The sequence below is a fragment of the Modestobacter sp. SYSU DS0511 genome, assembly GCF_054050755.1.
Map to the genome: position 1 here is coordinate 35,367 of NZ_JBJGZY010000023.1, position 26,681 is coordinate 62,047.

The window sequence follows — 26,681 nt, forward strand, 5'->3', positions numbered from 1 at the left end:
GGGCGCGGCTGGGCACCGCGGGCGCTGGGGGAGGATGGGCGTCATGCCGGAGACCCCGACCGACGACCTCTCCCTCGGCGACGACCTGCGCGCCTTCATCGACGCCTCCCCCTCGCCGGGGCACGCGGTGGCCGAGATGGCCCGCCGGCTGGTCGAGGCCGGGTTCACCGAGCTGGTCGAGACCGACAGCTGGCAGCTCTCCCCGGGCGGGGCGCACTTCGTCGTCCGGCGGGGCGGCAGCCTGATCGCCTTCCGGCTGGGGACCGGGGCGCTGGCGGAGACCGGGATGCGACTGGTCGGCGCGCACACCGACTCCCCGACGTTCCGCGTACGCCCGCACTCCGACGTCCGCCAGGCCGGGTACCGGCTGGTGGGCGTCGAGCCGTACGGCGGCGGGCTGTGGCACACCTGGCTGGACCGAGAGCTGACCGTCGCCGGCCGGGTGGCCCTGCGCGGAGGCGCGGAGGCGCTGGTCGAACTGCCGGGGGCACCGCTGCGGCTGCCGTCGCTCGCGATCCACCTGGACCGGAGCGTGCGGGAGGGGCTGACCCTCGATCCGCAGCGGCACCTGGTCCCGGTGTGGGACCGCGAGCTGGGCACCGAGCCGGGGCTGCGCGAGGCGGTCGCGGCGGCGGCCGGGGTGGAGGTGGACGACGTCGTCGGGCACGACCTGGTGCTGGCCGACACCCAGCCGGCGGCCCGGACCGGCGCCGACGGCAGCTGGGTGGCCGCGCCGCGGCTGGACGACCTGGCGTGCTGCCACTCCGGGCTGACCGCGCTGATCGGCGCGCCGGCCGGTGAGCGGACGCAGCTGCTGGTCTGCAACGACCACGAGGAGGTGGGCAGCGGGTCGATGTCCGGGGCGCGGGGCAGCTTCCTGGAGGACGTCGTCGACCGGCTGGTGGCCGCCACCGACCCGGGGAACGCGCAGGCCGTGCACCGGACGATCGCCCGGTCGGTGCTGGTCAGCGCGGACATGGCGCACGCCGTGCACCCGACCCGAGGGGAGCGGCACGAGTCGGCCCACACTCCGCAGCTGGGTGGCGGCCCGGTGCTGAAGGTGAACGCCAACCAGGCGTACGCCACCGACGGGGTGGGCGGCGCGTGGTTCGCCGAGCGCTGCGCCTCGGCGTCGGTGCCGGTGCAGTGGTTCGTCAGCCGCGCCGACCTGCCGTGCGGCAGCACCATCGGCCCGCTGACCGCGACCCGGCTGGGCATCGCCACCGTGGACGTCGGCGCGCCGATGCTGGCGATGCACTCGGCACGTGAGCTGGCCAGCGCCCGGGACGTCCCGCTGATGGTCGCGGCGCTCACCGCCTGCTTCACCGACTGACGCCGCCGGCCCCTCAGTACGGCGGTGGGGTGGTGACGGCGGTCAGGCCGGTGGGCGTGGTGACGGTGAGGGCACCATCGGCGGCCAGCTCGTGCCGCCAGCCGGGCGCCTGGTGCTTGCCGCGGTGGTTCGTGGTGCAGTAGCCGGTCAGGTTCGATGCGCTGGTCGGCCCCTGCGGGTACGGGACGTCGTGGTCGAGCTCCCCGCCGCGGGGCACCCTGCGGCGACAGCCGGGGAAGCGGCAGCGGCGGTCGCGGGCGCGGACGAACCGGTCCAGCTCAGCGCCCGGCCGGTAGCCGGCGGTGGGGCCCGGTGGGCGCAGGCCGGGCCGTCCGGACAGGTCGTGGGTGCACTCCGCCGGGCGCCGCCGGCAGGCAGGTGCGTCGCAGGAGGCGGCGCGGCGCAGCTCAGGGAGCCCGGCCAGCCCGAGGAAGGCGCCGGTCAGCGCATCAGCCAGCACGATCCGCGGCCGGTCGGCGAGGCCGCCCCCGCCCGTCCGGGTCAGCAGGTCGGCCAGCAGAGCCCGCTGCTCGCTGCTCGCCGCCTCCAGCGCGGCCAGGGCGTCGGCGGCGGCGCCGACCTGCCCGGTCCGACCGTGCTGCCAGGCGGCTTCGTCGGCGGCGTCGGCGCGGCAGGCGTCGGCGACCGCTCGGCGGGCGTGGCCGAGGACCTCCTGCGTCGTGCGCAGGGCAGCGCTCGCCCGCTCCACGGCACGGTCGGCCGTCGACCACCAGCCCTCCCCGGGCAGTGGCGCGGCACCCTCGGGACCGAGCGTCGGTGGTTCGGGGGCGGATGGTGGTCGCTCCGCGCCGTCGGGTGAGGCGTCCCGAGCGGCCTCCTCAGCCCAGCGGGCGAGCACCCGACGCTCGAACTCGGCCCACCCGGGGTCCGGCCAGAACTCCTCGGACCCCCCGCCCGGCGGCCGGTCGCGGTCGGGGCTGAGCGTGACGGTCGGGGGCCCGCCGGCCGGGGCGGCGGCAGGGGCGGGGGCAAGGGCAGGGGCAGGGGCAGGGGCAGGGGCAGGGGCAGGGGCAGGGGCAGGGGAAGCGTCGGCGGCGGCGGCGTCGGCGGCGGCGGCGTCGGCGGAGGGGTCGATCGCGTCGGGGTCGGCTGTGGCGGCGTCGTCGGGCGCAGCGGCGCTGCCGGACAGGGCGCGCAGCAGGGCGCGGACCACCTCGGCCGGGACGACCTGGCCGTCGACCTCACCGGGCGCGTCACCGCCGAGCATCGTGGCGACGGACGCCACGACGTGCAGCGACACCTGGACCGGCGGCATGTTCCGCTCGCCGGGGCGCAGCACAAGGTCGAGCAGGCAGTCGGCCATCTTCTGCCCGCGGGTGCGCTGGTCGCCCGGTTCGTCGAGCGCGTCCGCGTACGCACCCAGCGCCCGGAGGAGCGCGTGCGCCTCGGGAACGGTGAGCAGCGCGGCGATCTCAGCGGTGCCGTCGGTGCGGCCCGACCGCAGGTGCACGCCGCGCTCGGCGATCGCACGGGAGAGCCTGCGGGCGGCGGCCCGGGCGTCGCGCCGGAGGACCTCGCGCCGCGCCTTGGCGCCGAGCTGCGCCGGCGTCGTCACCCGCCCGGCAGCCCACTGCAGCAGTGCCGCCTCGACGTCGGCGCGCACCGCGTCGTCCTCGATCGGGGCGACCTTGTCCAGCAGCGGCCACAGGTGCCCGGGATGCAGTGCGCCGGCGTCCAGCGCGTCCAGCGCCCGGGGCAGCCGGTGCACCAGCGTCAGCGACCGTTCGAGCAGCGACTCCGCCGCCTCGGCGCTGATCGACAGCGCCACCACGAGCTCCTGCGCGGCCCACTCGCTCACCGGCCGGAGCACCTCGGCCCGGGCCGCCCAGCGCTCGGCGCTCATCGCGCCCGGCTCACCCTGGGCCCGGTCGACCGAGGCGGGCCGCGTCGCGGCGAACTCGGCCACCGCACGGGCGCGCCGGGCGGTCTGGCGCGCGATCTCCCGATCCGCGGCCTGCACCGCGCCGAGCGGGCCCGCCGCGAGCCCGACCGGCGGGGCGGGGCAGACCCGCGCCTCGGGCTCGGCGATCACGTTCACGCATTCGATCATACGTTCGAAGGACGTGCGCGGCAAGCCGTTGAGCAGCACGGATGCGGCTGCGCCGAGAGCGGAATCCGACCCGGTTCGCACTCCGACAGGTCAGCATCTCCCCATGGACGGACAGTTCGCCGGCGCGACGGCCGAGGCGTACGCACACCACCGCAGGGACGTACCGGGCGAGATGCTGGACCAGCTGGTCGCCCACCTGGGGCTGACCGCCACGGACCGGGCCATCGACCTCGGCGCCGGCACCGGGCAGGTCGCCGTCGGCCTGGCCGCGCGGCTCGGGGGCGTGCTCGCCCTGGACCCGGAGCCGGACATGCTGGTCCAGCTCCGCCGCCGCCTCGCGGCCGGAGGGACGGTGAACGTGGTGTGCGCACTGGCCGCCGACCACGACCTGCCGGGCCTCGCCGGCGTGGTCGGCACGAACTGGGGGCTGCTCACCGTGGCCAACGCCCTGCACTGGATGGACGCCGCCGCCGTCTTCTCCACCGCCCGGCAGCTCCTGCGGCCCGGTGGGGGCATCGCCGTCATCACCCACGGCACCCCCCTGTGGCTCGGCGAGCAGGACTGGCAACGGGCCCTACGCGCTCTGCTGGAGCGCCGATTCGGCCCGGCCCCGGGCACCTGCGGCACCGACGCGGAGGCCCTCGCGGAGCGGCGGGCGCTGCTGAGCCGGGCGGGCTTCTCCGACGTCGAGGTGCTGCACCACCGCTACGCGGCCCCGGTGGACGCCGATCACGTGCTCGGCAACCTCGCGTCGGCGATGTCCCCGGGCCAGCTTCCGCCCGAGCGCAGGCGGGAGCTCGAGGACGACGTCCGCACCGCGCTGGCGCCGCACGCCGGGTCGATGGTCGAGGAGGCCCCGGTCACCGTGCTGGTGGGGCGCAGCTGACCACCCACCCCTGACCACCCACCCCTGACCACCCGGAGCGCGCCCTGCGGCACACTCTCCGTCGTGCTCACCGAGGACCGGCAGGATTCGTCGTGGCGTCCCGCGCCCGACCGTTACGAGCAGACCCGGTACCGGCGGGCCGGGCGCAGTGGCGTGCTGCTGCCGCCGGTCTCGCTGGGCCTGTGGCAGAACTTCGGCGCCGACCGGCCGCTGGAGACCGCCCGGGCGATCCTGCGACGGGCCTTCGACCTCGGCGTCACGCACATCGACCTGGCCAACAACTACGGCCCGCCCTACGGCGCCGCGGAGACCACCTTCGGCCAGGTGCTGCGCAGCGACCTGGCGCCGTACCGGGACGAGCTCTTCATCGCCACGAAGGCCGGCTACGACATGTGGCCGGGCCCCTACGGCGACGGCGGGTCGCGCAAGTACCTGCTGGCCAGCCTCGACCAGTCGTTGCGCCGCACGGGCCTGGAGTACGTCGACGTCTTCTACCACCACCGCCGCGACCCGGAGACGCCGCTGGTGGAGACGATGGGCGCGCTGGACGCCGCCGTCCGCGCGGGCAAGGCGCTCTACGTGGGGCTGTCCAACTACGACCCGGCCGACCTGCGCGAGGCGGCTGGGATCCTCGCCGACCTGGGCACCCCGGTGCTGCTGCTCCAGCCGCGCTACTCGATGTTCGACCGGCGCCCGGAGGGCGAGCTGCTCGACACCGCCGCCGAGGTCGGCGCGGGGGTGGCGGTCTTCTCCCCGCTCGCGCAGGGCCGGCTCACCGACCGGTACCTCGGCGGCATCCCGGAGGGCTCCCGGGCCACCCGCAGCGCCTACCTCTCCACCGACGACGTCACCGACGACCTGGTCGCCCGCGCCCGGGCGCTGGACGCCATCGCCGCCGCACGCGGGCAGAGCCTGGCCCAGCTCGCGCTGCGCTGGGCGGTCCGCGACGAGCGGGTCACCACCGCGCTGATCGGCGCGAGCAGCGTCGCCCAGCTGGAGGCGAACCTCGCCGCCACCGCGGGCCCCGACCTCACCGACGACGAGCTGGCGGCGGTGGAGGAGCACATCGCCGCCGCCGGGTCGACGCTGCAGGTCTGAGCCGGGTCCGGGCCGTGGCACCCCGACGCTGCCCGTGCGGCTCCGGCCTGCCCTACGCCGAGTGCTGCGGCCGGCTGCACGAGGGCCTGCGGCAGGAGGGCACCACCAGCGCGGCGACCGCCGAGCAGCTCATGCGCTCCCGGTACAGCGCCTTCGCCGTCGGCGACCCGGCGTACCTGCTGGCCACCTGGCACTCCAGCACCCGCCCGCGCGCGCTCGAGCTCGACCCGGAGGTCCGCTGGGCCGGCCTGGAGGTGCTCCGCACCACCGGCGGTGCGCTGTTCGCCACCGAGGGGACGGTGGAGTTCCGCGCCTCGTACGTCGTCGACGACGCGGCCGGCAGCCAGCACGAGGCCAGCCGGTTCACCCGGGAGGACGGCGCCTGGCGGTACCTGGACGGCGTCGCCCTGCCCTGAGGTCGCCGCCGGCACTGTTCACCTGCGCGACGTCTGCGGGTTTGTTGCGAACCGCTCGCAAGAGTTAGGTTCTTGCGAGTCGTTCGCAGCAAGCCCCGACCACCCGCTGAACGGAGCCCTCGTGCGCTCGCGCGTCCCCCTCGTCTTCCTCGCCGGCGCCGTCCTGACCGGGTGCACCGCGCCCGGCAGCGGGGACGCCACGGCGGCCGCCGAGAGCACCGACCGGCTGGTCCTGGCCGACGCCTACGAGCCCGAGTCGTTCAACCCGGTCGCGGGGCACGGCGAGACCGGGTACTCCCGGGTCTACGACGGCCTGGTCCGCCTCGCCGGCGGCGGGGCGGGCATCCCGGAGCTGGAGCCGGCGCTGGCCACCGAGCTGCCGCAGGGCAACGAGGACGCCACCGAGTGGACCGTCCCGCTCCGCGAGGGGGTCACCTTCAGCGACGGGACGGCGTTCGACGCCGAGGACGTCGTCGCCACGTACCAGGCCGTGCTCGACCCGGCGTCGGCCTCCCCGATCGCCAGCAACTACGCGATGGTGGAGAGCGTCGAGGCGGTCGACCCGCAGACCGTGGTCTTCCGGCTGGCCTACTCCTACGTGCCCTTCCCCTCCAAGCTGCTGCTGGGCATCGCCCCGGCCGAGGCCCTGGCCACCCCCGGCCCGGCCGAGGAGTCCGAGCTGAACACCGCCCCCGTCGGCACCGGCCCGTTCGTGCTCACCGAGCGGCGCGGGGACCGGACCGTCTTCCAGGCCAACCCCGACCACTGGGACGGCGCCCCCGAGGTCGACGAGCTGGTCGTGGTCTACGTGCCCGACGACAACACCCGCGCCCAGCGCATGGCCTCCGGGGAGTTCGACGGGACCACGCTGCCCCCGCTGCTGGCCGACACCCTCGCCGACGAGGACGGCCTCACCGTGATCGGCCACCCGTCGGCCGACTGGCGCGCGGTGTCGATGCCGGCCGGCAACCCGGTCACCGGCGACCCGGCCGTGCGGCGGGCGCTCAACCTCGCCGTCGACCGCGACGCCATCGTCGAGTCGGTGCTCGGCGGCCACGGCGAGGCGGCGTCGACCTTCGTGCCGGCCGTCTTCGGCGAGTACGCCGAGCCCTCGGCGGTGTTCGCGCACGACCCGGACGAGGCCCGGCGGGTGCTGGACGAGGCCGGCTGGGTGCCCGGGCCGGACGGGGTCCGGGTGCGCGACGGGCAGCGGGCGGAGTTCACCGTCATGTACTTCCCGGAGGAGACGCTGCGCCGCGACCTCGCCCAGGCCTTCGCCTCCGACGCCCTGGAGGTCGGCGTGGAGGTCGACCTGGAGGCGGTGGACCGGCCGCAGTTCCGGCCGCGCATCCCGGTCGACGCCTCGCTGCTCGGCGGCGGCGACGTCCCCTACGACCCGGACACCCAGCTGTACAACGCGCTGCACTCCTCCTTCACCGCCGACGGCGTGGGCGGGCCGTTCGACAACCCGGCCGACTACCGCAACCCCACCGTGGACGCCGCACTCGACGAGGCCCGGCGCAGCACCGACGACGACGTCCGGGTCGACGCCTACCGCGAGGTGCAGCGCCAGCTGGTCGCCGACCCGCCCGCGGTCGTGCTGGTCTTCCTCGAGCACGTCTACGTGGCGCGCGACGGCGGCTGGACCGGCACCGAGCCGGTGCTGGAGCCGCACTCCCACGGCGTGAGCTGGGGACCGTGGTGGAACCTGGCCGAGTGGCGGCGCGACGGGTGACCCTCACCGACCTCCCGGCCCCACGGGTCGCCGCCCCTCCGCCGCCCGCCACCGCGCCCCGCCCCCGGCAGCCGCGGCGGGCGCGGTGGCGCGCGGCCGGGCGGCTGGCCCGCCGACGGCTGCTGTTCGTCCTGCCGGTGCTCGCCGTCGTCTCCGGCGGCGTCTTCGCCCTCGCCGCCGCCTCCCCGTTCGACCCGCTGGTCGGCTACCTCGGCGATCGGTACCTGACCGCCAGCGAGGAGGCCCAGGCCCGGATCGCCGAGGAGCTGGGCACCGGCCGGCCCTGGTGGCAGCAGTACGCCGACTGGGTCGGCGGGCTGCTCACCGGAGACCTCGGCACCTCCCGGTCCTTCGGCCAGCCGGTCGGGGAGGTGCTCGCCGAGCGGCTGCCCTGGACGCTGCTGCTGGTCACGGTCGCGCTCGGCCTCGCCGTCGTCGCCGCCCTGGTGCTGGGCACGTGGAGCGCGGCCCGGCGCGGCGGCTGGGTCGACCGGGTGGTCACCCCGGTCTGCCTGCTGCTGCAGGCGGTGCCGCCGTTCGTCGTGGCGCTGGGCGCGGTCGCGCTGTTCGCCATCGGCCTGTCCTGGCTGCCGGTCGCCGGCCTGACCGACGCCGGCGCCGAGCTCTCCGCCGGCCAGGTGGCCCGGCACCTGGTGCTGCCCGCCACCGTGCTGGCCGCCTCCCAGCTGCCCTGGCTGCTGCTCAACGTGCGCCAGTCGGTGCTCGCCGCGCTCGCCGACGACGCCGTCGTCGCCGCCCGGGCCCGCGGGCTGGCCGAGCCCACGGTGGTGGTGCGGCACGCGCTGCCGACGGCGCTGCTGCCGTTCGTCACCCTGCTCGGCGCGCGGCTGCCCGAGCTGGTGGTCGGCGCCGTGCTGGTCGAGGAGGTCTTCAGCTGGCCGGGGGTGGCGCAGGCGGTGGTCACCTCCGCCGTCCAGCTGGACTTCCCGCTGCTGGCGGTGCTGACCCTGCTCACCACCGCGGCGGTGTTGCTGGGCTCGCTGCTCGCCGACGCCGCCTACGTGCTGCTCGACCCGCGGGTGGCCGCGGATGGCTGACCGCCGCCTGCTCACCGGGCTGGCCGTGATCGCCCTGCTGGCCGGCTACGCGCTGCTCGTCCCGTGGATCGCCGGCGTCGACGACCGGGTCACCGACTTCGCCGCCGCCCGGCAGGCCCCCTCCTTCGAGCACCTGTTCGGCACCGACTCGGCCGGGCGGGACCTGTTCGTCCGCACCGCGGCCGGGCTGCGGATCTCGCTGCTCATCGCCGTCGTCTGCGCGGTGCTGTCGGTGCTGATCGGCGCCCTGGTCGGCGCGCTCTCCGCCGCCGCCGGGGGCTCGGTAGACCGGGTGGCCATGCGGGTGGTCGACGCGGTCAACGCCGTGCCGCACCTGCTGCTGGGCATCGTGCTGGTGGCGCTGTTCCGGGGCAGCCTGGTGGCGATCATCGCCTCGATCGCGCTCACCCACTGGACCCAGGTGGCCCGGATCGTCCGCGCGGAGGTGCTGTCGCTGCGCGACCGGGAGCACGTGGACGCCGCGCTGCTGGGTGGCGCGACCCGCTGGCGGGTGGTGCAGCGGCACCTGCTGCCCGCAGCAGCCCCCCAGGCGCTGGTCGCCGCCGTGCTGCTGCTGCCGCACGCCGTGTGGCACGAGTCGACCCTGAGCTTCCTCGGGCTGGGCCTGCCCCCGCACGCGGCCAGCCTGGGCACCCTGCTCCAGGAGGCGCGCAGCTCGCTGCTGCTCGGCGGCTGGTGGACGCTGGTGTTCCCCGCGCTCGGCCTGGTGCTCGCCACCCTCGCCGTCGCCGCCGTGGGGTCGGCGCTGCGCGACCGCACCGCGCTGCCCGAGCGGGCCGGAGCCCGGCTGTGACCGCGCCGGCGCTCGCCGTCTCCGGGCTCACCGTCCGGTTCCCCACGGGGCGCCGCGGACGGGCCGCCGTGCACGCGGCCACCGACGTCTCCTTCGACCTCGTCCCCGGCCGGGTGCTGGCCCTGGTCGGGGAGAGCGGCTGCGGCAAGTCGGTGCTGGCCGCGGCGCTGCTGCGCCTGCTGCCGCCCGGCACGGAGGTCAGCGGCGCGGCGGTGCTGGCCGGGGAGGTCGACGTGCTCAGCGCCCCGGGGCGGGTGCTGCGCCGCAGCATCAGGGGACGCCGGGTGGCGCTCGTGCCGCAGAGCGCGGCGACCGCGCTCACCCCGGTGCGCACCGTACGGTCGCAGCTGGAGGAGACCGTCGCCGAGCTGACCCCGGACGCCGATCGGCGGTACCGCGCCGACGTGCTGGCCACCCGGGTGGGGCTCGACCCGGCCGACCTCGACCGGTACCCGCACGAGCTGTCCGGCGGCATGGCGCAACGGGTGGTCGTGGCGCTCGCGCTGGCCGGGGACCCCGACGTCGTGCTGGCCGACGAGCCGACCGCCGGGCTGGACCGGCCGCTGGTCGACCGCACGCTGCGCCTGCTCCGGTCGGTGGCCGACCGGGGCACCGCCGTCCTGCTCATCACCCACGACCTCGGCGCGCTGCAGCGCTCCCCGGAGCTGGTGGACGACGTCGCCGTCATGTACGCCGGCCGGCTGGTGGAGACCGGCCCGGCCGCGGCGGTGCTCGGCGACCCGGCGCACGACTACACCCGGGCGCTGCTGGGCGCGCTGCCTGCCGGCGGGCTGATCCCGATCCCCGGCACCGCACCGACGCTCACCGACCTGCCGCCCGGCTGCGCCTGGCACGCCCGCCGGCCGGACAGCGGGGCCTGCGACGGCGGCGACCGGGTGCACGTGTCCGGGGCACGCACCAGCCGCTGCCGGCCCCCGGCGGGTGTCCGGTGCTGACCCTCACCGGCGTCACCGCCGGCTACGAACCGGACCACCCGGTGCTGCACGGCGTCGACCTGCACGTGGCCCGCGGTGAGGTGGTCGGGCTGGCCGGGCCGAGTGGCACCGGCAAGACGACGCTGGCCCGGGTCGCCGCGCTGCTGCTCACGCCGCAGCAGGGCACCGTCGCCGTCGACGGGGTCGTGGCCGGCGGCGTCCGGTACGCCCGGCCGCCCGAGCTGCGCACCGCCGTCGGCATGGTGTTCCAGTCACCGCGCCGGTCGGTCGACGCCCGGCTGCGGCTGCGCGACGTGATCGCCGAGCCACTGCGGCTGCGCGGCCTGCCCACCGCCGGCCGGCGCGGCGCGCCGGCCCGGGAGGCACGCACCGCGGAGCTGGCCGAGCGGGTGGGGCTGACGGCCGACCTGCTGGCGCGCCGGCCGCACGAGGTCAGCGACGGGCAGCTGCAGCGGGCCTGCCTGGCCCGGGCCCTCGCCGCGCAGCCGCGCTACCTGGTGTGCGACGAGATGACCGCGATGCTCGACGCGTCGACGGCGGCGGCGCTGGTCGGCGTCGTCCGGGAGGAGGTGGCCGCCGGGCGGCTGGGCGTGCTGGCGATCAGCCACGACCAGGACCTGCTCGCCGTCTGGGCCGACCGGGTCGTCGCCCTGGGCAGGGCCGCCGTGACCGACGTGCGCGCTACAGGATAGGACGGTCGCCGTGACCGAGGAGTTCGACGACGTCGTCCGCGCACTCCACGAGGAGGGCGCCCGCCTCGACGCCGACCGGGCGAACCCCGCGAAGCGGCCGCGCAACCTGAGCCCCGACGCGGCGGCGCTGCTCGCGGTGGTCGTCCAGGCCATGGGCGCCGGGCGGGTGCTGGAGATCGGCACCTCCAACGGCTTCTCCACGCTGTGGCTGGCCCGCGCGGTGCAGGAGCACGACGGCACGGTCCTCTCCGTGGACATCGACGCCGACGGGCAGCAGGCGGCCGCCGCGAACCTGGCCCGCGTCGGCCTGGCGGAGCACGTCGAGCTCCGCTGCGCCGACGGCGGCGACGTGCTGCGCCGGCTGCCCGACGGCGTCCAGGACGTCGTCTTCCTGGACGCCGACAGTTCCCGGTACGCGGACTGGTGGCCCCACCCGGTGCGGGTGCTGCGCGCTGGTGGCCTGCTCGCCATCGACAACGTGCTCTCCCACCCCGACCAGGTCGCCGACGTCCGTGGCCGGATCGAGGCCGACCCACGACTCACCTCGACCGTCCCCGCCGTCGGCAAGGGCCTGCTGCTCGCGGTCCGCCGCGCGGGCTGAGCCCCCGGCGTACGGCGGGGTTCAGGACGTCACCCCCTGGGCAGGGCGTCTGCATGCGTGTGACCTTCGTGGTGCTCGGCGGCCGGGGTGACCTGACCGGTCGCCTCCTCCTCCCCGGGCTGGCCGAGCTGTTCGACGCCGCCGACGGCCAGGCGGTCGACGCCGAACTCGACCTGCTGGCGGTGGGCCGGCAGGAGTGGTCCGACGACGAGTACCGCGGCTGGGCCCGGGAACGGCTCGCCGAGCACGCCGGGCACGTGCCGGAGGAGGTCCGGGACCGACTGGTGGCCCGGCTGGGGTACCAGCAGGGCGACGTCACCGAGCCCGCCGACCTGCGGCGTGCGCTGGACCGGGCCGAGGGCCGCCCGGTCGTGTACCTGGCACTGCCCAACACCGTCTTCCTGCCCACGCTGCAGGCGCTCACCGAGGTCGACCTGCCCGAGGGCACCTCCATCGCCGTCGAGAAGCCCTTCGGCCGGGACCTGGCCGACGCCCGCGAGCTGAACGCTGTGCTGCACCGGCTGGTGCCCGAGGACCGCGTCTTCCGCACCGACCACTTCCTGGCGATGCAGACGGTGCTGAACATCCTGGGTCTGCGCTTCGCCAACCGGCTGTTCGAGCCGGTGTGGAACGCCGGGCACGTCGAGCGGGTCGAGATCGTCTTCGACGAGACGCTGGGCCTGGAAGGGCGGGCGGGCTACTACGACACCGCCGGCGCGCTGCGGGACATGCTGCAGAACCACCTGCTGCAGCAGCTGGCGCTGATCGCGATGGAGCCGCCGCTGGCGGTCGACGGCCCCAGCCTGTCCGCCCGCAAGGCCGACGTGCTGCGGGCGGTGCGCCCCCCGGCCGACATGACCCGGGACACCGTGCGGGCCCGCTACACCGCCGGCACCGTCGAGGGCCGCGAGCTGCCCGACTACACCAGCGAGGACGGGGTCGACCCCGCGCGGGAGACCGAGACCTACGCCGAGTACACGGTCACCATCGACAACTGGCGGTGGGCCGGGGTGCCGTTCCGGCTGCGCACCGGCAAGGCGCTGGGCGAGGGCCGGCAGGAGATCGCGGTCTGGTTCAAGCCGGTGCCGCACCTGGCCTTCGCGCACGAGCAGCCGCAGCCCGACGTGCTGCGGATGCGCTTCGACCCCGACCACATCACCGTGGAGATCAACCTCAACGGCGCCGACGACCCGTTCGACCTGGAGCGCCACGCCCTGGACATCGGGCTGTCACCGAACCCGCTGTCGGCCTACGGCCTGCTGCTCCGGGAGATGGCCGCCGGCGACGCGACGCTGTCCATCAGCGACGCGGAGGCCGAGGAGTCCTGGCGGATCGTCGAGCCGATCCTCGCCGCGTGGGCCGCCGGCGAGGTGCCGCTGCGGGAGTACCCCGCCGGGTCGGCGGGGCCCGCCCGGGACTGAAGCGTCCCCCGGCCGGGTGACTCCCCGGCCGGGATTCGCCGTCCCGACGGGGACGCGCCAGGCCGCGGCCACTCGACGGACACCTCGCCCGCTGAACCTGGCGGCGTCCGGGCCCCGCCCAGGGGCCTCCCGGCACCCGAGGTGTCCCCGTGACCCCCACCCCGACCACGCTCCCCCCACTCCCCGCGCTCCGGTCCACGACCACCACCTACACGACCACGCTGGCCACCGACGCCGCCGACCTCGTCGCCGTCCAGCGCCTGCGGCACGAGGTGTTCGCCGTGGAAGGCGGCGCCCAGCTGGGCCCGGCGGGCGCCGCCACCGGCCGGGACGTCGACGAGTGGGACGAGCTCTGCGACCACCTGCTGGTCCGCGACGAGCGGACCGGCGAGGTGGTCGGCACCTACCGGCTGCTGCCGCCCGAGAGCGCCGCCGCCGCGGGCCGCAGCTACTCCGCCGGCGAGTTCGACCTCGACCGGCACGCGGCGCTGCGCCCCGGACTCGTCGAGGCCGGCCGCAGCTGCGTGCACCCCGCCCACCGCAGCGGCGCCGTGATCACCCGGCTGTGGGCCGGCGTCGCCCGGTACGTGCTCGACCGGGGCGCGACCCACCTGGCGGGCTGCGCCTCCGTGTCGCTGTCCGACGGCGGCGCGACCGCCGCCGGGGTGTGGGACCTGGTCCGCGGCCGGCACCTGGCCCCCGCCTCCCTGCGGGTCGTGCCGCACCTGCCCTTCGACGTCGAGTCCCCGCCCCGGCCGGCCCGGCTGGTGGTCCCGCCGCTGCTGCGCGCCTACCTGAAGCTGGGCGCGCGGGTGTGCGGGCGGCCGGCCTGGGACCCCGCCTTCGGCACGGCGGACTTCTACGTGCTGCTCGGCCTCGCCGACGTCCCCCGCCCGGTGCTCGGCCGCCTCACCGGAGGTGCCCGGTGAGCGTCTGGCTGCCGGTCAGCACCTGCACGTCGGCCTGCGCCGGTGACCCGGCCGCCACCGTGGACCCGGCCACCCGGCGCCGCCGCTGGCTGCGGCTGGCCGGCGCGCTCGCCGGCGCGGGGGCGGCGTCGCTGCGCGCGCCGGCGGTCAGCGCCCGCGGCCGCCGCCGCATCCTCGTCTGCGCCGCGGCCCGGGTGCTGACCGCGGTCGGGGTGCGCGTCGAGGTGCACCCCTCCCCGGTCGGCTGGCCCCGCACCGGTCCCGGGCACGGCCCCGGGCACCTGGTTGTCAGCAACCACGTGTCCTGGGTCGACGACCTGGCGATGCTCACCGTCGTCCCCGGTCTGCCGGTGGCCAAGCGGGAGGTGGGCGAGTGGCCGCTCGTGGGTGGGCTGGCCCGCCGGGCCGGCCTGGTGCTGCTCGACCGCGGCCGGATCCGCACCCTGCCGGGCGCCGTGGCGCAGGCCGCAGCGGCGTTGCGGGCCGGCGCGACGGTGACGGTCCACCCGGAGGGGACGACGTCCTGCGGGGTGGAGCTGGAGCGGTTCCGCCCCGCCTTCTTCCAGGCCGCGGTCGACGCCGCCGCCCCGGTGTGCCCGGTCGCCGTCCGGTACCGGCTGGCCGACGGGGAGGCCACTGCGCTCGCCGGCTACCTGGCCGACGAGCCGCTGTGGCGCAGCGTGGCGCGGGTGGTCGCCGCGCGGGGCCTGGTCGTGGAGGTCCACCTGCTGCCGGCGCTGGACCCGGCGGAGGCGAGCCGCCGGGAGCTCGCCGCGCTGGCGGAGTACGCGGTCGCCGCGGTCACCGAGTCGCGCGCACCGGTCGTCGCCGCGCACCCGCGCCGGCTGCGGGCCCCCGTCCGGCGGGTCGTGCCGGCACCCCGGGAAGCCTCCCGTGCTGCGTGAGGCGGTGCCCGCCGACCCGGCCACCGTGGCCGTGCCCGGCGCGCCGGGGATGCGCGTCCTGGTGGTCGCGGAGACCTTCCTCCCGGCCGTCAACGGGGTGGTGAACTCCGTCCTGCGGCTGGTCGACCACCTCGCCGTGCGGGGGCACGACCCGGTGGTGCTGGCGCCGTCGGGGGCCGACTACGAGTCCCGCTGCGGCGCCCGGGTGCAGGTGGTCACCGTGCCGGCGATGCGCCTGCCGAGGTACCGGCAGCTGCAGCTGGCCCGCCCCACCGGCGACCTCACCCCGGTCCTGCGGCGGCTGGCGCCGGACGTCGTCCACCTCGCGTCCCCTGCCGTGCTCGGCCTGGCCGCGGCCCGGGCCGCCCGCAGCCTGGGTGTGCCGTCCGTGGCGGTGTTCCAGACCGATCTCGCCGCCTTCGCCCAGCGCTACCGACTGCCGGGCGGACCGGCCGCCGCCTGGCGCTTCCTGCGCACCGTGCACGGCACCGCCGACCTGACGCTCGCCCCCTCCTCGCCGACGGCGGCCGAGCTGCGACGGCACGGGATCGGCCCGGTGGCGCTCTGGCCACGAGGGGTGGACCTGGAGCAGTTCTGCCCGACCAGGCGTGACCCCGCGTTGCGCGCCGAGCTGGCGCCCGGCGGCGAGCTGCTGGTGGGCGTGGTCGCCCGCCTGGCACTGGAGAAGCGGCTGGACCTGCTCGGCCCGGTCAGCGAGCTGCCCGCGGTGCGACTGGTCGTGGTCGGCGACGGTCCGCAGCGGCGGGCGCTGACCAGGGCGATGCCGCGGGCCCGCTTCCTCGGCCAGCTGGGTGGGGCGGACCTCGGCGCCGTCGTCGCCTCGCTGGACCTGTTCGTGCACCCCGGGGCGGACGAGACGTTCTGCCAGGCGGTGCAGGAGGCGCTCGCCGCGGGGGTGCCCGCGGTCGTCGCCGCGTCCGGCGGGCCGCTGGACCTGGTGCGGCACCGGGAGAACGGCTGGCTGTGGGCCGGCGACGACCCGCAGGTGCTGGCCGCGATCGTCGCCGGGTTGCGGGACGACCCGGCGGCGCTCGCGGCGGCCGCCCTCCGGACACGGCCCTCGGTGGAGGGCCGCACCTGGGGCCGGGTCGGCGACGTTCTCATCGAGCACCTGCGGCAGGTCCGGGCCGCCGCGCTGTGCCGGTGAACGAGACCGACCGTTCCACGTGGAACCACCGGGGCAGTTCGGGTGAGGATCGGGACATGGACACCCGACCAGCACCCTCGTCCGTGCTCGACCTGTCGCAGTGGCGGCTCAACGCGCTCCCCGACACCAACAGCGACGAGGACTGGGACGACGACCGCGAGCTCTTCGACCCCGAGGGCAACCGGGTCGACTCCTGGCGCGAGGGCTTCCCGTACGACGAGCGGCTGCAGCGCCGCGAGTACGAGATCCGCAAGCGCCTGCTGCAGATCGAGCTGCTGAAGCTGCAGGGCTGGGTGAAGGACACCGGCCAGAAGATGGTCATCGTGTTCGAGGGCCGGGACGCTGCCGGCAAGGGCGGCACGATCAAGCGGTTCACCGAGCACCTGAACCCGCGGGGCGCCCGGGTGGTGGCGCTGGACAAGCCGTCCGAGCGCGAGCAGTCGCAGTGGTACTTCCAGCGCTACGTGCAGCACCTGCCCGCCGCCGGGGAGATCGTGCTGTTCGACCGGTCCTGGTACAACCGGGCCGGCGTCGAGCGGGTGATGGGCTACTGCACGCCCGAGGAGTACCGGCTGTTCATGCGCCAGGCCCCGGAGTTCGAGCGGATGCTCGTCGAGTCCGGCATCCACCTGGTCAAGTTCTGGTTCTCGGTGACCCGTGGCGAGCAGCGGAGCCGGTTCATCGTCCGGCAGATCGACCCGGTGCGGCAGTGGAAGCTCTCCCCCACCGACCTCGCCTCGCTGGACCGGTGGGACGCCTACACCGAGGCGAAGGAGGCGATGTTCCTGCACACCGACACCGAGCACGCGCCGTGGACGGTGGTCAAGAGCAACGACAAGAAGCGCGCCCGACTCGGTGCGATGCAGCACGTGCTGCACCGCTTCGACTACACCGACAAGGACGTCGAGGTCGTCGGGGCCCCCGACCCGCTGATCGTCGGCGCGGCCGCCGACGAGCTGCCTGCAACTAGCTGACCCGCCCCCCCCGGACGACACAGCGCCCGCCCCGAACGGCCGGGGCGGGCGCTGTGCTGGCTCAGGGTGGATCAGCGGCGGGTGGTGTCCCCGCCGTCGGTGTCGATCTGCTCCTTGCGCACCTCGTCGCTCACCTGCTGCTGCTCGGTGACCGTCTCGGTGTCCAGGCGCACGCGCTCGACCGGCACTGCCTCCTTCTCCACGACCGGGCGCTCGGCGTGCAGCGTCACCTCGTGCTCCTCCTCGGAGATGGCCGGGCCGTCGGTGGCCTTGCCGCGGTTGGCGTCGGTGATCGGCTCGCGCTCGACCCGGACCTCCTCGTGCGACACGGGGACGGTCTCGGTCACGTTCTCGGTGACCACGTACTTGCGGAGTCGGGCGCGGCCGCTCTCCTCCCGCCGGGTGCCGACGTTGAGGCGCTCCTCCGAGCGCGTCATGGCGTCGTCGGTGGTCGGGCCGGAGGTGTCGTGGCCGACGGTCCCGTGCCGGTTGGCGTCCGCGGTGCCCGCGGTACCGGCCGTCTCCGTACGGGTGGTGTCGGTGGTGGTCGTGCCGCGGCCGGTGCCGTAGTACCGGTAGAGCTCCTGCTCCTCCTCGGGGGAGAGGTGCCCGTCGGTGTCGATCTTCGGCGCGTCCTTGACCTGGGACTTGCTCACCGGGACGCGGACGCCGTCACCGGTCAGGTCCGCGTCCGCGATCGGGACGAAGGACTCCTTGGTGCCGAAGAGGCCGGTCTTCACGGTGACCCACTCCGGCTGGCCGGACTGGTCGTCGAGGTACACCTCGGAAGCGGTGCCGATCTTGTCGCCGTCGGCGTCGTAGACGTCTGCGCCGATCACGCGGTCGAGGGTGTCGGTGCCGATCATGGTTCCGTTCTCCTCAAGTTCGGGGACGTGTCGTCGCACAGAGATCTGCCCACGCACCCGGCACGAAAACGGTCGCTCCATGATCGACACGCGCGAGCGCGGGACGTCTCCGCCCCAGCATCACTCGACCCACCCTCGTCTCCGCAGGTGAGCCGCTTGCGAGGGGCGTTGACCAGTGACTGCAGCCCGGGTGGGCGACACGCCCGGGCGTCAGGTGCTCGGACGGCGACCGGGCGTGTCGTCCACCCGACCCGGCGGTGCGGCGCACAGCATGGAGGGCGTGCCTCCTCGTTCGCCGTACGACAACCTCGTCCACCCGCGCACCCAGAAGAAGCCCTCCCCGCAGGTCGAGGCGCTGAAGGACGTCGTCGTCGAGGACCCCAGCAGCGGGTTCGTCGGCGCCGTCGTCCGGTGCGAGAAGGATGTCGTCCACCTCGAGGACCGGTTCGGAAAGGTCCGCGCCTACCCGCTCGGGCCCGGCTTCTGGGTCGACGGCCGGCCGGTCGTGCTGGTGCGGCCGAAGCAGAACGCACCCTCGGGCCCGCAGCGCAGCGCCTCCGGCTCGACCTACGTCGTCGGCGCCCGCGCCCGGGTCGCCCGCGAGGGGCGGATCTACGTCGAGGGCAAGCACGACGCCGAGCTGGTGGAGAAGGTCTGGGGCCACGACCTGCGGATCGAGGGCGTCGTCGTCGAGCCGCTGCACGGCGTCGACGACCTGCCGGGCATCGTGAAGGAGTTCCGCCCGTCGTCGGGACGGCGGCTGGGCGTGCTCGTCGACCACCTGGTCACCGGGTCCAAGGAGTCCCGGATCGCGGCGCAGATCACCGGCGACCACGCGCTCGTCGTCGGCCACCCGTTCATCGACATCTGGCAGGCGGTCAAGCCGTCCGTCGTCGGGATCGAGGTCTGGCCGACGGTGCCCCGGGGCGAGGACTGGAAGACCGGCGTCTGCAAGCGACTGGGCTGGGAGGACGACACCGGCTACGTGTGGGCGCAGCGCATCCTGGCCCGGGTCAAGGTGTGGACCGACCTGGAGCCGACGCTGATCGGCCGGGTCGAGGAGCTCATCGACTTCGTCACCACCGACTGACGCCGGACGCACCAGCGGCCGCCGTCCCCGAAGGGACGACGGCCGCTGGTGAGGCGCTGGAACGGTCAGGCCCCGTCCAGAGGCTCACCCCGAGCCTGCGAGGGGTGAGGAGGACGGGGTCCTTCCTCAGCTGGGGATGTAGTTGAAGTCGTCCGGGTTCGGGCCGTTGCGACCGTCGGCGCGGTCCAGGCCGTCGATCTCACGCATGTCGTCGTCGGTGAGCTCGAAGTCGAACAGGTCGAAGTTCTCCTCGACCCGGCTGCGGGTGACCGACTTCGGGAAGACGATGTCGCCCCGCTGGATGTGCCAGCGCAGCGTCGCCTGCGCCGGGCTCTTGCCGTACCGCTCACCGATCCGGATGAGGGTCGGGTCGTCGAGCACCTTGCCCTGCGCGATCGGGGCCCAGGCCTCGGTGCGGATCTCGTGGTCGGCGTTGAACGCCCGCAGGTCGTTCTGCGCGAAGTACGGGTGCACCTCGATCTGGTTCACCACCGGGCGGATCTCGGTCTCGGAGAAGAGCCGGCGCAGGTGGTGGGCGTTGAAGTTGGAGACGCCGATGGCCTTGACCCGGCCGGACCGGTAGATCTCCTCCATCGCCTTCCAGGTCTCGACGTAGTCGACGTCGATGCCCGGCAGCGGCCAGTGGATGAGGAACAGGTCCAGGTAGTCGAACCCCAGCGCCTCCATGGTGCCGTCGAACGCCTTCAGCGCGGCGTCGCGGGCGTGGAAGCCGTTGTTCAGCTTGGAGGTCACGAAGACCTCCTCACGCGGGACGCCGGACTGGCGGACGGCCTCGCCGACCTCGGCTTCGTTGCCGTACATCTCGGCGGTGTCGATGTGCCGGTAGCCGACCTCGAGAGCGGTGCGGGTGGCCTCGACGGTGTCCTCGGGCTTGATCTGGAAGACGCCGAAGCCCAGCTGCGGGATCTCGACGCCGTTGTTCAGGGGGATGGTGGGCACGGTGGCCATGCGGGGTCCTCCTCGATGGGGTGCGGTGAGCTGGCGGCGCACGGCGGAGCGCCACGCTGCCGGCCTGCCTGCGCGCCTACCCGGCCCCTCCCGCGGTTACCCGCGAGGATTCTCACCCGGGCGGCCGGGAATGCCCGGCCGCCCGGGGAGTGCGTCAGCCGTTGGCGGCCAGGTGTCCGGTCAGGCTCTCGGCAAACCCCTCGGCCACCGCCAGCTGCTCGCGCAGCGCGGTCACCCGGGCGGTGGCCGCCTCGTGGAACCTCCGGAGGCGGTCCAGCAGCTGCGCGCGGTCCCCCTCCCCCCGCGCCAGGTCGGCGAGCAGGGTGAGCAGCTCGTGCATCTCCTCGAGGGTGAAGCCCAGCGGCTTCATCCGCTTGATCACCTCGAAGCGGGCGACGTCGGCCTCGCTGTAGAGGCGGAAACCGCCGTCGGTGCGTGCGGTGGGGACGACGAGGCCGTTCTCCTCGTAGAACCGGATGGTGCGCAGGCTCAGCCCGGTGCGCTCGGCGACCTGTCCGATCTGCATCAGCCCACCGCCGGCGGAGGCGGTGGCCGGCCGCATCAGTGCGCCCCGGTGAGCTGGCCGGTGTGCCGGTCGAACCGGGCCGCGGAGTGGCCAGTCAGGCCGACGATCTCCACCTGCTTGCCCCGGGTCTCGTACTTGTGCGTGATCGCGTCCAGCGCGGCCACGGTCGAGGCGTCCCAGACGTGCGCGTCGGTCAGGTCGATGACGATCTTCTCCGGGTCACCGGCGTAGTCGAACTGGGTGTACAGGTCGTTGCTGGAGGCGAAGAAGAGCGCGCCGTGCACGCGGTACACCCGGGTGCCGCCGTCGGGGTCGGTGACGCTGGTGACCTCGGCGAGGTGGGCGACGCGACGGGCGAAGAGCACGCAGGCCAGCAGGACGCCGGCGCCTACGCCGATGGCGAGGTTGTGGGTGAGCAGCGTCCCGGCGACGGTCGTGAGCATCACCGCGGTCTCGCTCTTCGGCATCCGGTGGATGGTCCGCAGGCTGTGCCAGTCGAAGGTGGCGATCGACACGAAGATCATCACCGCGACCAGCGCGGCCATCGGGATGATCGCCACGATGTCGCCCAGGGCGACGACCAGGACGAGCAGGAAGACGCCGGAGAGGAAGGTCGACAGCCGGGTCCGGGCGCCGGACTTCACGTTGATCATGGTCTGGCCGATCATCGCGCAGCCACCCATGCCACCGAAGAGGCCCGAGGCGATGTTCGCGGTGCCCTGGCCCCAGGACTCGCGGGTCTTGTTCGAACCCGTGTCGGTGATGTCGTCGACCAGCTTCGCCGTCATCAGCGACTCCATCAGCCCGACGAAGGCGACGCCGAGGGCGTAGGGAGCGATGATCATCAGCGTCTCGAGGTCGAACGGGACCGCGGGGATGCCCAGCAGCGGCAGGCTGTCGGGCAGCTCGCCCTCGCCGCCCACGTTCGGCACGGCGATGCCGGCGGCGACGGTCAGCACGGTCAGCACCACGATCGAGACCAGCGGGGCCGGCACGGCCTTGGTCAGCCGGGGCAGCAGGAAGATCATCGCCAGACCGGCGGCGACCATCGGGTAGACGGCCCACGGGACGTCGGTCAGCTGGGGCAGCTGCGCGGTGAAGATGAGGATGGCGAGCGCGTTGACGAAGCCGACCATGACGCTGCGCGGGATGAACCGCATCAGCCGGGCGAACCCGACCAGGCCGAGCGCGACCTGGAACACGCCACCGAGGACGACGGCGGCGAACAGGTACTCCACGCCGTACTCGAGGGCCAGCGGCGCCACCACCAGGGCGATGGCGCCGGTCGCCGCGGTGATCATCGCCGGGCGGCCGCCGGTGAAGGCGATGACCACGGCCATCACGAACGAGGAGAACAGCCCCACCCGCGGGTCGACCCCGGCGAGGATGGAGAAGCTGATCGCCTCGGGGATGAGCGCCAGGGCGACGACGAGGCCGGCGAGCACCTCGGTGCGGGCGACGGACGGGGAGAGCCAGGCGGGCCGGCTCAGGCGCGGCCTGGGCAGCGCGGGCAGTGCTGAGGACAAGTCGTGTTCTCCAGGTCGTGCGCCCGCTCGGGCGCGCAGGACGGCACCGAGCCGGTGCCGGGAAGGACGGGGTGGTGCGTCGGCGCACCGTGGTGGCGCACCTTTCGGACCGGGACGACGTCGTCGCGGCCGGGTGCGCGGTCACGGACAGTCTGCCGCCGACCCTCCCCTGACGTAAGGGTTGGTGGGTGCGGTGTTCGTCACTCCTCTGGCGCGACGACGGCGTCGCCCAGCGGCGGGGGCACCGGCAGCAGCAGGGCGACCACCCCGACGACCACCGGCAGCACGGCCGAGCCGGCCAGCGCGACGCCGTACCCGCCGGTGGCGTCGTGCACCAGCGCGAACGCCACCGGCCCGAGCGCGGTCGAGCCGACGCTGACCGCGGCGACCACGCCGCGGATGGAGCCGAGGTGGGTGGTGCCGAAGTAGCGGGGGAAGGCGCCGGCCTCGACCGTGCGCACCGCACCGCCCGAGCCGCCGATCAGCGCGCCGAACACGATCGCCGACCACCCCGGGGAGACGACGGTGCCCATCAGGAGGCCGCCGGCGAGCAGGGCCATCGAGCCGGCGGTCACCCACCGGGGGTCGACCCGGTCGATGAGCGCTCCGACGGCGAGCGTGCCCAGCAGCGCGGCCGCGGTCTGCGGCAGGAAGTTGGCGGCCGCCTCGGTGCCGCTCAGCCCGCGCTCCCCCAGCAGGTCGATCTGGTGGAAGGCGACGGCGGTGGAGAGCATGCCGGAGATCCCGACGGCCGCGATCACCGTCCAGAAGAACGGGGTCCGGCTCGCCTGCGCCAGGGTGCGACCGCGGGGTGGGTCGGCCACCGGCCCGTCCGCCGAGCGCCGGCCATCGGGCTGCTGGCCCAGATCGGCGGGTGAGTCCCGGACCCCGAACAGCGCGAGCGGGATGACCAGCGCCCACACGACCAGGCCCTCCACCACCCAGGCGGTTCGCCAGCCGTGGGCGCCGATCAGGGCCTCGAGCCCGATCGGGGCCAGGGAGATGCCGGCCGCCCCGACGGCGGAGACGAGCCCCACCGCGGTGCCGCGACGCCGGGTGAACCAGACCGCCACCGCCGTCGTGGCGGTCAACCCCAGTGCGCCCTGCCCCGCCATCCGCACCCCGACGAACCCCGCGGTCAACCCGACCAGCCCCGAGACGAGGGAGAGGGCGACCAGCACCCCGCCGAAGACCGCGCCGACCAGGGCCATCGTCCGGCGGGTGCCGAGGCGGTCCAGCGCACGGCCGACCAGGGGCATCGCGGCCGCCCCCACGAGGGTGCCGATCAGGTAGGCCGTGGAGATCGCCGACCGGCTGATGCCCAGGTCGGCGGTCATCGGGTCGATGAAGGCCGAGATCGCCGCGGTCTGCCCGGGTGCGGTCAGCGCCAGGGTGAGCGCGGAGATGCCCACCATGTGCCAGCCGTAGAACCCGCCGGGCGAACGGGGACCGCCGGCGCGGCGGGCAGCCGAGGACCGAGGACGTGCGGGCGATCGGGACGTGGCCGTGCCTTCCGGCGAGGAGCGGGGCCGGCGGCGTCGTCGGCGCAGGCAGAGGAGGTCAGGGAAGACTACGAGCGGCCGGGCAGGGCCGCTCGGGAGCGGTCGACCGCCCCCCTCCCGGCGACTACCGCTCCCGTGCGGTGACGCCGGCGGACGGACCCGGCACCGGGGCCTGGACCACCGGGGCGTCCGGACGGCGGAGCACCAGCCACCCGGCGACGCCGACCAGGCCGGCCAGCGCCGCACCGAGAGCGGGGACGGCGAACGCGCCCTCGGCGCCCCAGGCGTCCACGGCGGCACCGGCCAGCGCGGAGCCCGCGGTCACGCCGACGGTCAGCCCGGTGGAGGTCCAGGTCAGCCCCTCGGTGAGCGCTGCCCGGGGCACCCGCGACTCGACCAGCGACATCCCGGCCACCAGCACCGGCGCAATGGTCAGCCCGGCGAGGAACGCCAGCCCGATCAGCATCGGCAGCGAGTCGACCAGGTGCAGCGTCTGCGCCGCGACGGCGAACAGCAGCGCGCAGGCCAGGAACCGGCTGACCAGGGTGCCGGGCAGCCGGAGCACGCCGTAGGCGAGCCCGGCGACCAGGCTGCCGGCGGCGTACGTGGACAGCGCGATGCCGGCCGCGGCCGGGTGCCCCTCGGCGTCGGCGAACCCGACGACCACCACGTCGATCGCGCCGAAGACGCTGCCCATCGCGAGGTAGGTGACCGCGATCGCCACGAGGCCGGCCGTGAGAACCCGCACCCGGGGCCGCGGTGCACCGGCGACCCGGCGCTCTACCGGCGGCGCGCTCGCCTCCAGCCGGGAGAGCACCAGCCCACCGACGACGCCGAGCAGCAGCCCGGTCAGGAAACCGGCGGGCGGGGACACCGCGGCCGCGAGCACGGTGACCAGCGGCGGCGCGGCGACGAACACCACCTCGTCGGCGACGGACTCGAAGGCGAAGGCGGTCTGCCGCTGCGCGGGGTCCGGCAGGGCGTGCGCCCAACGGCTGCGCACCACCGACCCGACGTTGGAGCCGCTGGCCCCGCAGACGGCGGCCAGGGCGAACCAGGCCCAGCGGGGCCCGTCGGCCACGACCACGGCGACGAAGGCCAGGCCGGTGACCAGGTAGAGCAGCGCCGTCCAGCGCAGCACCGGGCTCTGCCCGATCCGGTCCATCAGCCGCGCCCACTGCGGGCTGGCGATCGCGAAGGACAGCGACAGGGTGCCGGCGACCGCGCCGGCCAGGGCGTAGCTGCCGGTCTCCCCGGCGACGAGCAGCACCGAGCCCAGCCCGACGGTCGCCATCGGCACCCGGGCGAACCAGCCGGCCAGGGAGAAGGCCCGGGCGCCGGGCACGGTGAACAGCTGTGCGTAGGGGGAGAAGACGGTGCGGGGGGACACGGTTCTCGTTCTCGCGCTCTCTGGCCACAGGCGAGTGCGGGGGTGCCCGCCGGACCCTCGGGTGGCGGTGCCGAACGTAGCAGCGCGCCATCCGCTCGCGTGCGCCACTACATTGGGTCCGGTGACGACCTCCAGCCCCCTGCCCGACCCGCGGGTGCGCCCGCAGGTCACCCCGGGCACCGGCGGCCTGGTCGACCGGCACGGCCGGGTCGCCACCGACCTGCGGGTGTCGCTCACCGACCGCTGCAACCTGCGCTGCACGTACTGCATGCCGCCCGAGGGCCTGCAGTGGCTCCCGAAGGTGGAGCAGCTCACCGACGACGAGGTCGTCAGGCTGGTCCGGATCGGCGTCGAGCTGCTGGGCGTCCGCGAGGTGCGGTTCACCGGCGGTGAGCCGCTGCTGCGCCCCGGGCTGCCCGGCATCGTGGCGGCCAGCACCACGCTGCGCCCCCGGCCGGAGGTCTCGCTCACCACCAACGCGATCGGGCTGTCCCGGATGGCGCCGGCGCTGGCCGCGGCCGGGCTGGACCGGATCAACGTCAGCCTCGACACCCTGGACCGCGACCGGTTCAAGCAGCTGACGTACCGCGACCGGCTCGACGACGTGCTGGCCGGCCTGCGGGCCGCGCAGGACGCCGGCCTCACCCCGGTGAAGGTCAACGCCGTCCTGCTGCACGGGATCAACGACGTCGACGCCGTCCCGCTGCTCGACTTCTGCCTGGAGCAGGGCTACGAGCTGCGGTTCATCGAGCAGATGCCGCTGGACGCCCACCACGCCTGGACCCGCGGCCGGATGGTCACCGGCGAGGACATCCTCGAACGGCTCTCGGCCGCACACACGCTCACCCCGGCCGAGGAGGACCGCGGCTCCGCCCCCGCCGAACGCTGGCTGGTCGACGGCGGGCCGGCCACGGTGGGCGTGATCGCCTCGGTCACCCGGTCCTTCTGCGGCGCCTGCGACCGCACCCGGGTCACCGCCGACGGCCAGGTGCGCAACTGCCTGTTCGCCCGCGAGGAGTCCGACCTGCGCGGCCCGATGCGCGAGGGCGCCACCGACGCCGAGCTGGCCGACCGCTGGCGGATCGCCACCCTGGGCAAACTGCCCGGCCACGGCATCGACGACCCGTCGTTCCTGCAGCCCTCGCGGCCGATGTCCGCGATCGGGGGCTGAGGCATGAGCATCACCGTGCGGTACTTCGCCGGTGCCCGCGCCGCCGCGGGTGTGGACACCGAGTCGCGGGAGGCGGCCAGCCTCGAGGAGCTGGTCGGGCAGATCGTCGACGCCCACGGCGAGCGGCTGGAGCGGGTGCTCACCGCCTGCTCGTTCCTGGTCGACGGAACGCAGACCCGGGACCGGTCGTTGGTGCTGACGCCCGGCGCGGTGGTCGACGTCCTGCCGCCGTTCGCCGGAGGCTGACAGCCCCGGGAGCATCGCAGCGAGGGACGAGCGGGGAGCGGACCGGGGCGCGGAAGCCGACCCGTGGACCGGCCGCTGAGACCTGGAGGTACGAGATGAGCGTGTGGGACAAGGCCAAGGCCAAGGTCGAGCAGGCCGTGGGTCACGCCGAGGAGGTCTGGGGCCAGTCGCACGGCGACGTGGCCGCTGCCCTCGACGGTGAGGCGCGCCGGCTGGAGGGCGAGGCCGAGGAGGAGCAGGTCGAGGCCGCCGAGCAGCAGGACACCGAGCAGCACCGCCCGGACGACGACGGGCTGGCCGGCGCCGGGGCCCGCTGACCCCAGCGGTCAGCGGGCCCC

Annotated in this window: 26 protein-coding genes; 19 read left to right on the forward strand and 7 right to left on the reverse strand. The window is 75.2% G+C overall.

What is annotated here, in order from left to right:
* Positions 1-43: 43 nt before the first annotated feature.
* Positions 44-1,333, forward strand: coding sequence for a M18 family aminopeptidase (locus ACI783_RS12880; RefSeq protein WP_457140800.1), 1,290 nt, complete (start codon positions 44-46; stop codon positions 1,331-1,333).
* A gap of 13 nt (positions 1,334-1,346) precedes the next feature.
* Here the strand turns inward: ACI783_RS12880 and ACI783_RS12885 are convergent, their stop codons facing one another.
* Positions 1,347-3,392, reverse strand: a complete 2,046-nt coding sequence (locus tag ACI783_RS12885) for a DUF222 domain-containing protein (RefSeq protein WP_457140801.1) — start codon at positions 3,390-3,392, stop codon at positions 1,347-1,349.
* 115 nt (positions 3,393-3,507) lie between these two features.
* Between ACI783_RS12885 and ACI783_RS12890 the strand changes: the two genes are divergently transcribed.
* From ACI783_RS12890 to ppk2, 14 genes are all read left to right on the forward strand, one after another.
* Complete coding sequence (locus tag ACI783_RS12890; RefSeq protein ID WP_457140802.1) at positions 3,508-4,290, forward strand: class I SAM-dependent methyltransferase; 783 nt, start codon at positions 3,508-3,510, stop codon at positions 4,288-4,290.
* Between the two features lie 63 nt (positions 4,291-4,353).
* Positions 4,354-5,388, forward strand: a complete 1,035-nt coding sequence (locus ACI783_RS12895; protein WP_457140803.1) for an aldo/keto reductase — start codon at positions 4,354-4,356, stop codon at positions 5,386-5,388.
* A 14-nt stretch (positions 5,389-5,402) separates the two neighbouring features.
* A complete protein-coding gene (locus tag ACI783_RS12900; RefSeq protein ID WP_457140804.1) occupies positions 5,403-5,804 on the forward strand; it encodes a YchJ family protein in 402 nt (133 codons plus the stop codon).
* Between the two features lie 121 nt (positions 5,805-5,925).
* Positions 5,926-7,539 (forward strand): ABC transporter substrate-binding protein, encoded by a 1,614-nt coding sequence (locus ACI783_RS12905; protein WP_457140805.1) that lies wholly within the window; start codon positions 5,926-5,928, stop codon positions 7,537-7,539.
* Positions 7,521-8,597, forward strand: coding sequence for an ABC transporter permease (locus ACI783_RS12910; RefSeq protein WP_457140806.1), 1,077 nt, complete (start codon positions 7,521-7,523; stop codon positions 8,595-8,597). Before ACI783_RS12905 ends, ACI783_RS12910 begins: the two co-directional genes overlap by 19 nt.
* Positions 8,590-9,411 (forward strand): ABC transporter permease, encoded by an 822-nt coding sequence (locus ACI783_RS12915; RefSeq protein ID WP_457140807.1) that lies wholly within the window; start codon positions 8,590-8,592, stop codon positions 9,409-9,411. Before ACI783_RS12910 ends, ACI783_RS12915 begins: the two co-directional genes overlap by 8 nt.
* Positions 9,408-10,367: an ABC transporter ATP-binding protein gene (locus ACI783_RS12920; protein ID WP_457140808.1), complete on the forward strand. Its 960-nt coding sequence runs from the start codon at positions 9,408-9,410 to the stop codon at positions 10,365-10,367. The genes ACI783_RS12915 and ACI783_RS12920 overlap by 4 nt, the downstream gene beginning before the upstream one ends.
* The gene (locus ACI783_RS12925; protein ID WP_457140809.1) at positions 10,361-11,059 is read left to right on the forward strand and encodes an ABC transporter ATP-binding protein; all 699 of its coding nucleotides are present in this window, start codon (positions 10,361-10,363) and stop codon (positions 11,057-11,059) included. The genes ACI783_RS12920 and ACI783_RS12925 overlap by 7 nt, the downstream gene beginning before the upstream one ends.
* Positions 11,060-11,069: 10 nt before the next feature.
* On the forward strand, positions 11,070-11,660 hold the full coding sequence (locus ACI783_RS12930; protein WP_457140810.1) for an O-methyltransferase: 591 nt from the start codon (positions 11,070-11,072) through the stop codon (positions 11,658-11,660).
* A gap of 53 nt (positions 11,661-11,713) precedes the next feature.
* Complete coding sequence (locus ACI783_RS12935; protein WP_457140811.1) at positions 11,714-13,081, forward strand: glucose-6-phosphate dehydrogenase; 1,368 nt, start codon at positions 11,714-11,716, stop codon at positions 13,079-13,081.
* A 149-nt stretch (positions 13,082-13,230) separates the two neighbouring features.
* On the forward strand, positions 13,231-14,010 hold the full coding sequence (locus ACI783_RS12940) for a GNAT family N-acetyltransferase (protein ID WP_457140812.1): 780 nt from the start codon (positions 13,231-13,233) through the stop codon (positions 14,008-14,010).
* Positions 14,007-14,915 carry a lysophospholipid acyltransferase family protein gene (locus ACI783_RS12945; RefSeq protein ID WP_457140813.1) on the forward strand — a complete coding sequence of 303 codons (909 nt, stop codon included), beginning with the start codon at positions 14,007-14,009 and terminating at the stop codon, positions 14,913-14,915. The genes ACI783_RS12940 and ACI783_RS12945 overlap by 4 nt, the downstream gene beginning before the upstream one ends.
* Positions 14,905-16,083: a glycosyltransferase family 4 protein gene (locus ACI783_RS12950; protein WP_457140814.1), complete on the forward strand. Its 1,179-nt coding sequence runs from the start codon at positions 14,905-14,907 to the stop codon at positions 16,081-16,083. The genes ACI783_RS12945 and ACI783_RS12950 overlap by 11 nt, the downstream gene beginning before the upstream one ends.
* Positions 16,084-16,139: 56 nt before the next feature.
* The gene (ppk2, locus tag ACI783_RS12955) at positions 16,140-17,057 is read left to right on the forward strand and encodes a polyphosphate kinase 2 (protein WP_457140815.1); all 918 of its coding nucleotides are present in this window, start codon (positions 16,140-16,142) and stop codon (positions 17,055-17,057) included.
* A gap of 71 nt (positions 17,058-17,128) precedes the next feature.
* Here the strand turns inward: ppk2 and ACI783_RS12960 are convergent, their stop codons facing one another.
* On the reverse strand, positions 17,129-17,923 hold the full coding sequence (locus ACI783_RS12960; protein WP_457083862.1) for a DUF2382 domain-containing protein: 795 nt from the start codon (positions 17,921-17,923) through the stop codon (positions 17,129-17,131).
* 271 nt (positions 17,924-18,194) lie between these two features.
* Here ACI783_RS12960 and ACI783_RS12965 point away from each other — a divergent pair, with 271 nt between their 5' ends.
* Complete coding sequence (locus ACI783_RS12965) at positions 18,195-19,013, forward strand: DUF3097 domain-containing protein (RefSeq protein ID WP_457140824.1); 819 nt, start codon at positions 18,195-18,197, stop codon at positions 19,011-19,013.
* A gap of 126 nt (positions 19,014-19,139) precedes the next feature.
* Here ACI783_RS12965 and ACI783_RS12970 read toward each other — a convergent pair whose 3' ends face one another.
* The 5 genes from ACI783_RS12970 to ACI783_RS12990 all read right to left on the reverse strand — a co-directional run bounded on the left by ACI783_RS12970 (position 19,140) and on the right by ACI783_RS12990 (position 24,926).
* The gene (locus tag ACI783_RS12970; RefSeq protein ID WP_457140816.1) at positions 19,140-19,982 is read right to left on the reverse strand and encodes an aldo/keto reductase; all 843 of its coding nucleotides are present in this window, start codon (positions 19,980-19,982) and stop codon (positions 19,140-19,142) included.
* Positions 19,983-20,136: 154 nt separating this feature from the next.
* Positions 20,137-20,508 (reverse strand): MerR family transcriptional regulator, encoded by a 372-nt coding sequence (locus tag ACI783_RS12975; RefSeq protein ID WP_457140817.1) that lies wholly within the window; start codon positions 20,506-20,508, stop codon positions 20,137-20,139.
* A gap of 35 nt (positions 20,509-20,543) precedes the next feature.
* The gene (locus ACI783_RS12980; RefSeq protein WP_457140818.1) at positions 20,544-22,034 is read right to left on the reverse strand and encodes a SulP family inorganic anion transporter; all 1,491 of its coding nucleotides are present in this window, start codon (positions 22,032-22,034) and stop codon (positions 20,544-20,546) included.
* Positions 22,035-22,234: 200 nt separating this feature from the next.
* Complete coding sequence (locus ACI783_RS12985) at positions 22,235-23,449, reverse strand: MFS transporter (protein ID WP_457140819.1); 1,215 nt, start codon at positions 23,447-23,449, stop codon at positions 22,235-22,237.
* 211 nt (positions 23,450-23,660) lie between these two features.
* Positions 23,661-24,926, reverse strand: coding sequence for an MFS transporter (locus tag ACI783_RS12990; protein WP_457140820.1), 1,266 nt, complete (start codon positions 24,924-24,926; stop codon positions 23,661-23,663).
* A 121-nt stretch (positions 24,927-25,047) separates the two neighbouring features.
* Between ACI783_RS12990 and moaA the strand changes: the two genes are divergently transcribed.
* The 3 genes from moaA (at position 25,048) to ACI783_RS13005 (ending at position 26,660) form a co-directional block, all read left to right on the forward strand.
* Positions 25,048-26,097: a GTP 3',8-cyclase MoaA gene (gene moaA / locus ACI783_RS12995; RefSeq protein WP_457140821.1), complete on the forward strand. Its 1,050-nt coding sequence runs from the start codon at positions 25,048-25,050 to the stop codon at positions 26,095-26,097.
* Positions 26,098-26,100: 3 nt separating this feature from the next.
* Positions 26,101-26,343, forward strand: a complete 243-nt coding sequence (locus tag ACI783_RS13000) for a MoaD/ThiS family protein (protein ID WP_457140822.1) — start codon at positions 26,101-26,103, stop codon at positions 26,341-26,343.
* A gap of 95 nt (positions 26,344-26,438) precedes the next feature.
* Entirely contained in the window at positions 26,439-26,660 is a 222-nt protein-coding gene (locus ACI783_RS13005; protein WP_457140823.1) for a hypothetical protein, read from the forward strand.
* Positions 26,661-26,681 lie beyond the last annotated feature (21 nt).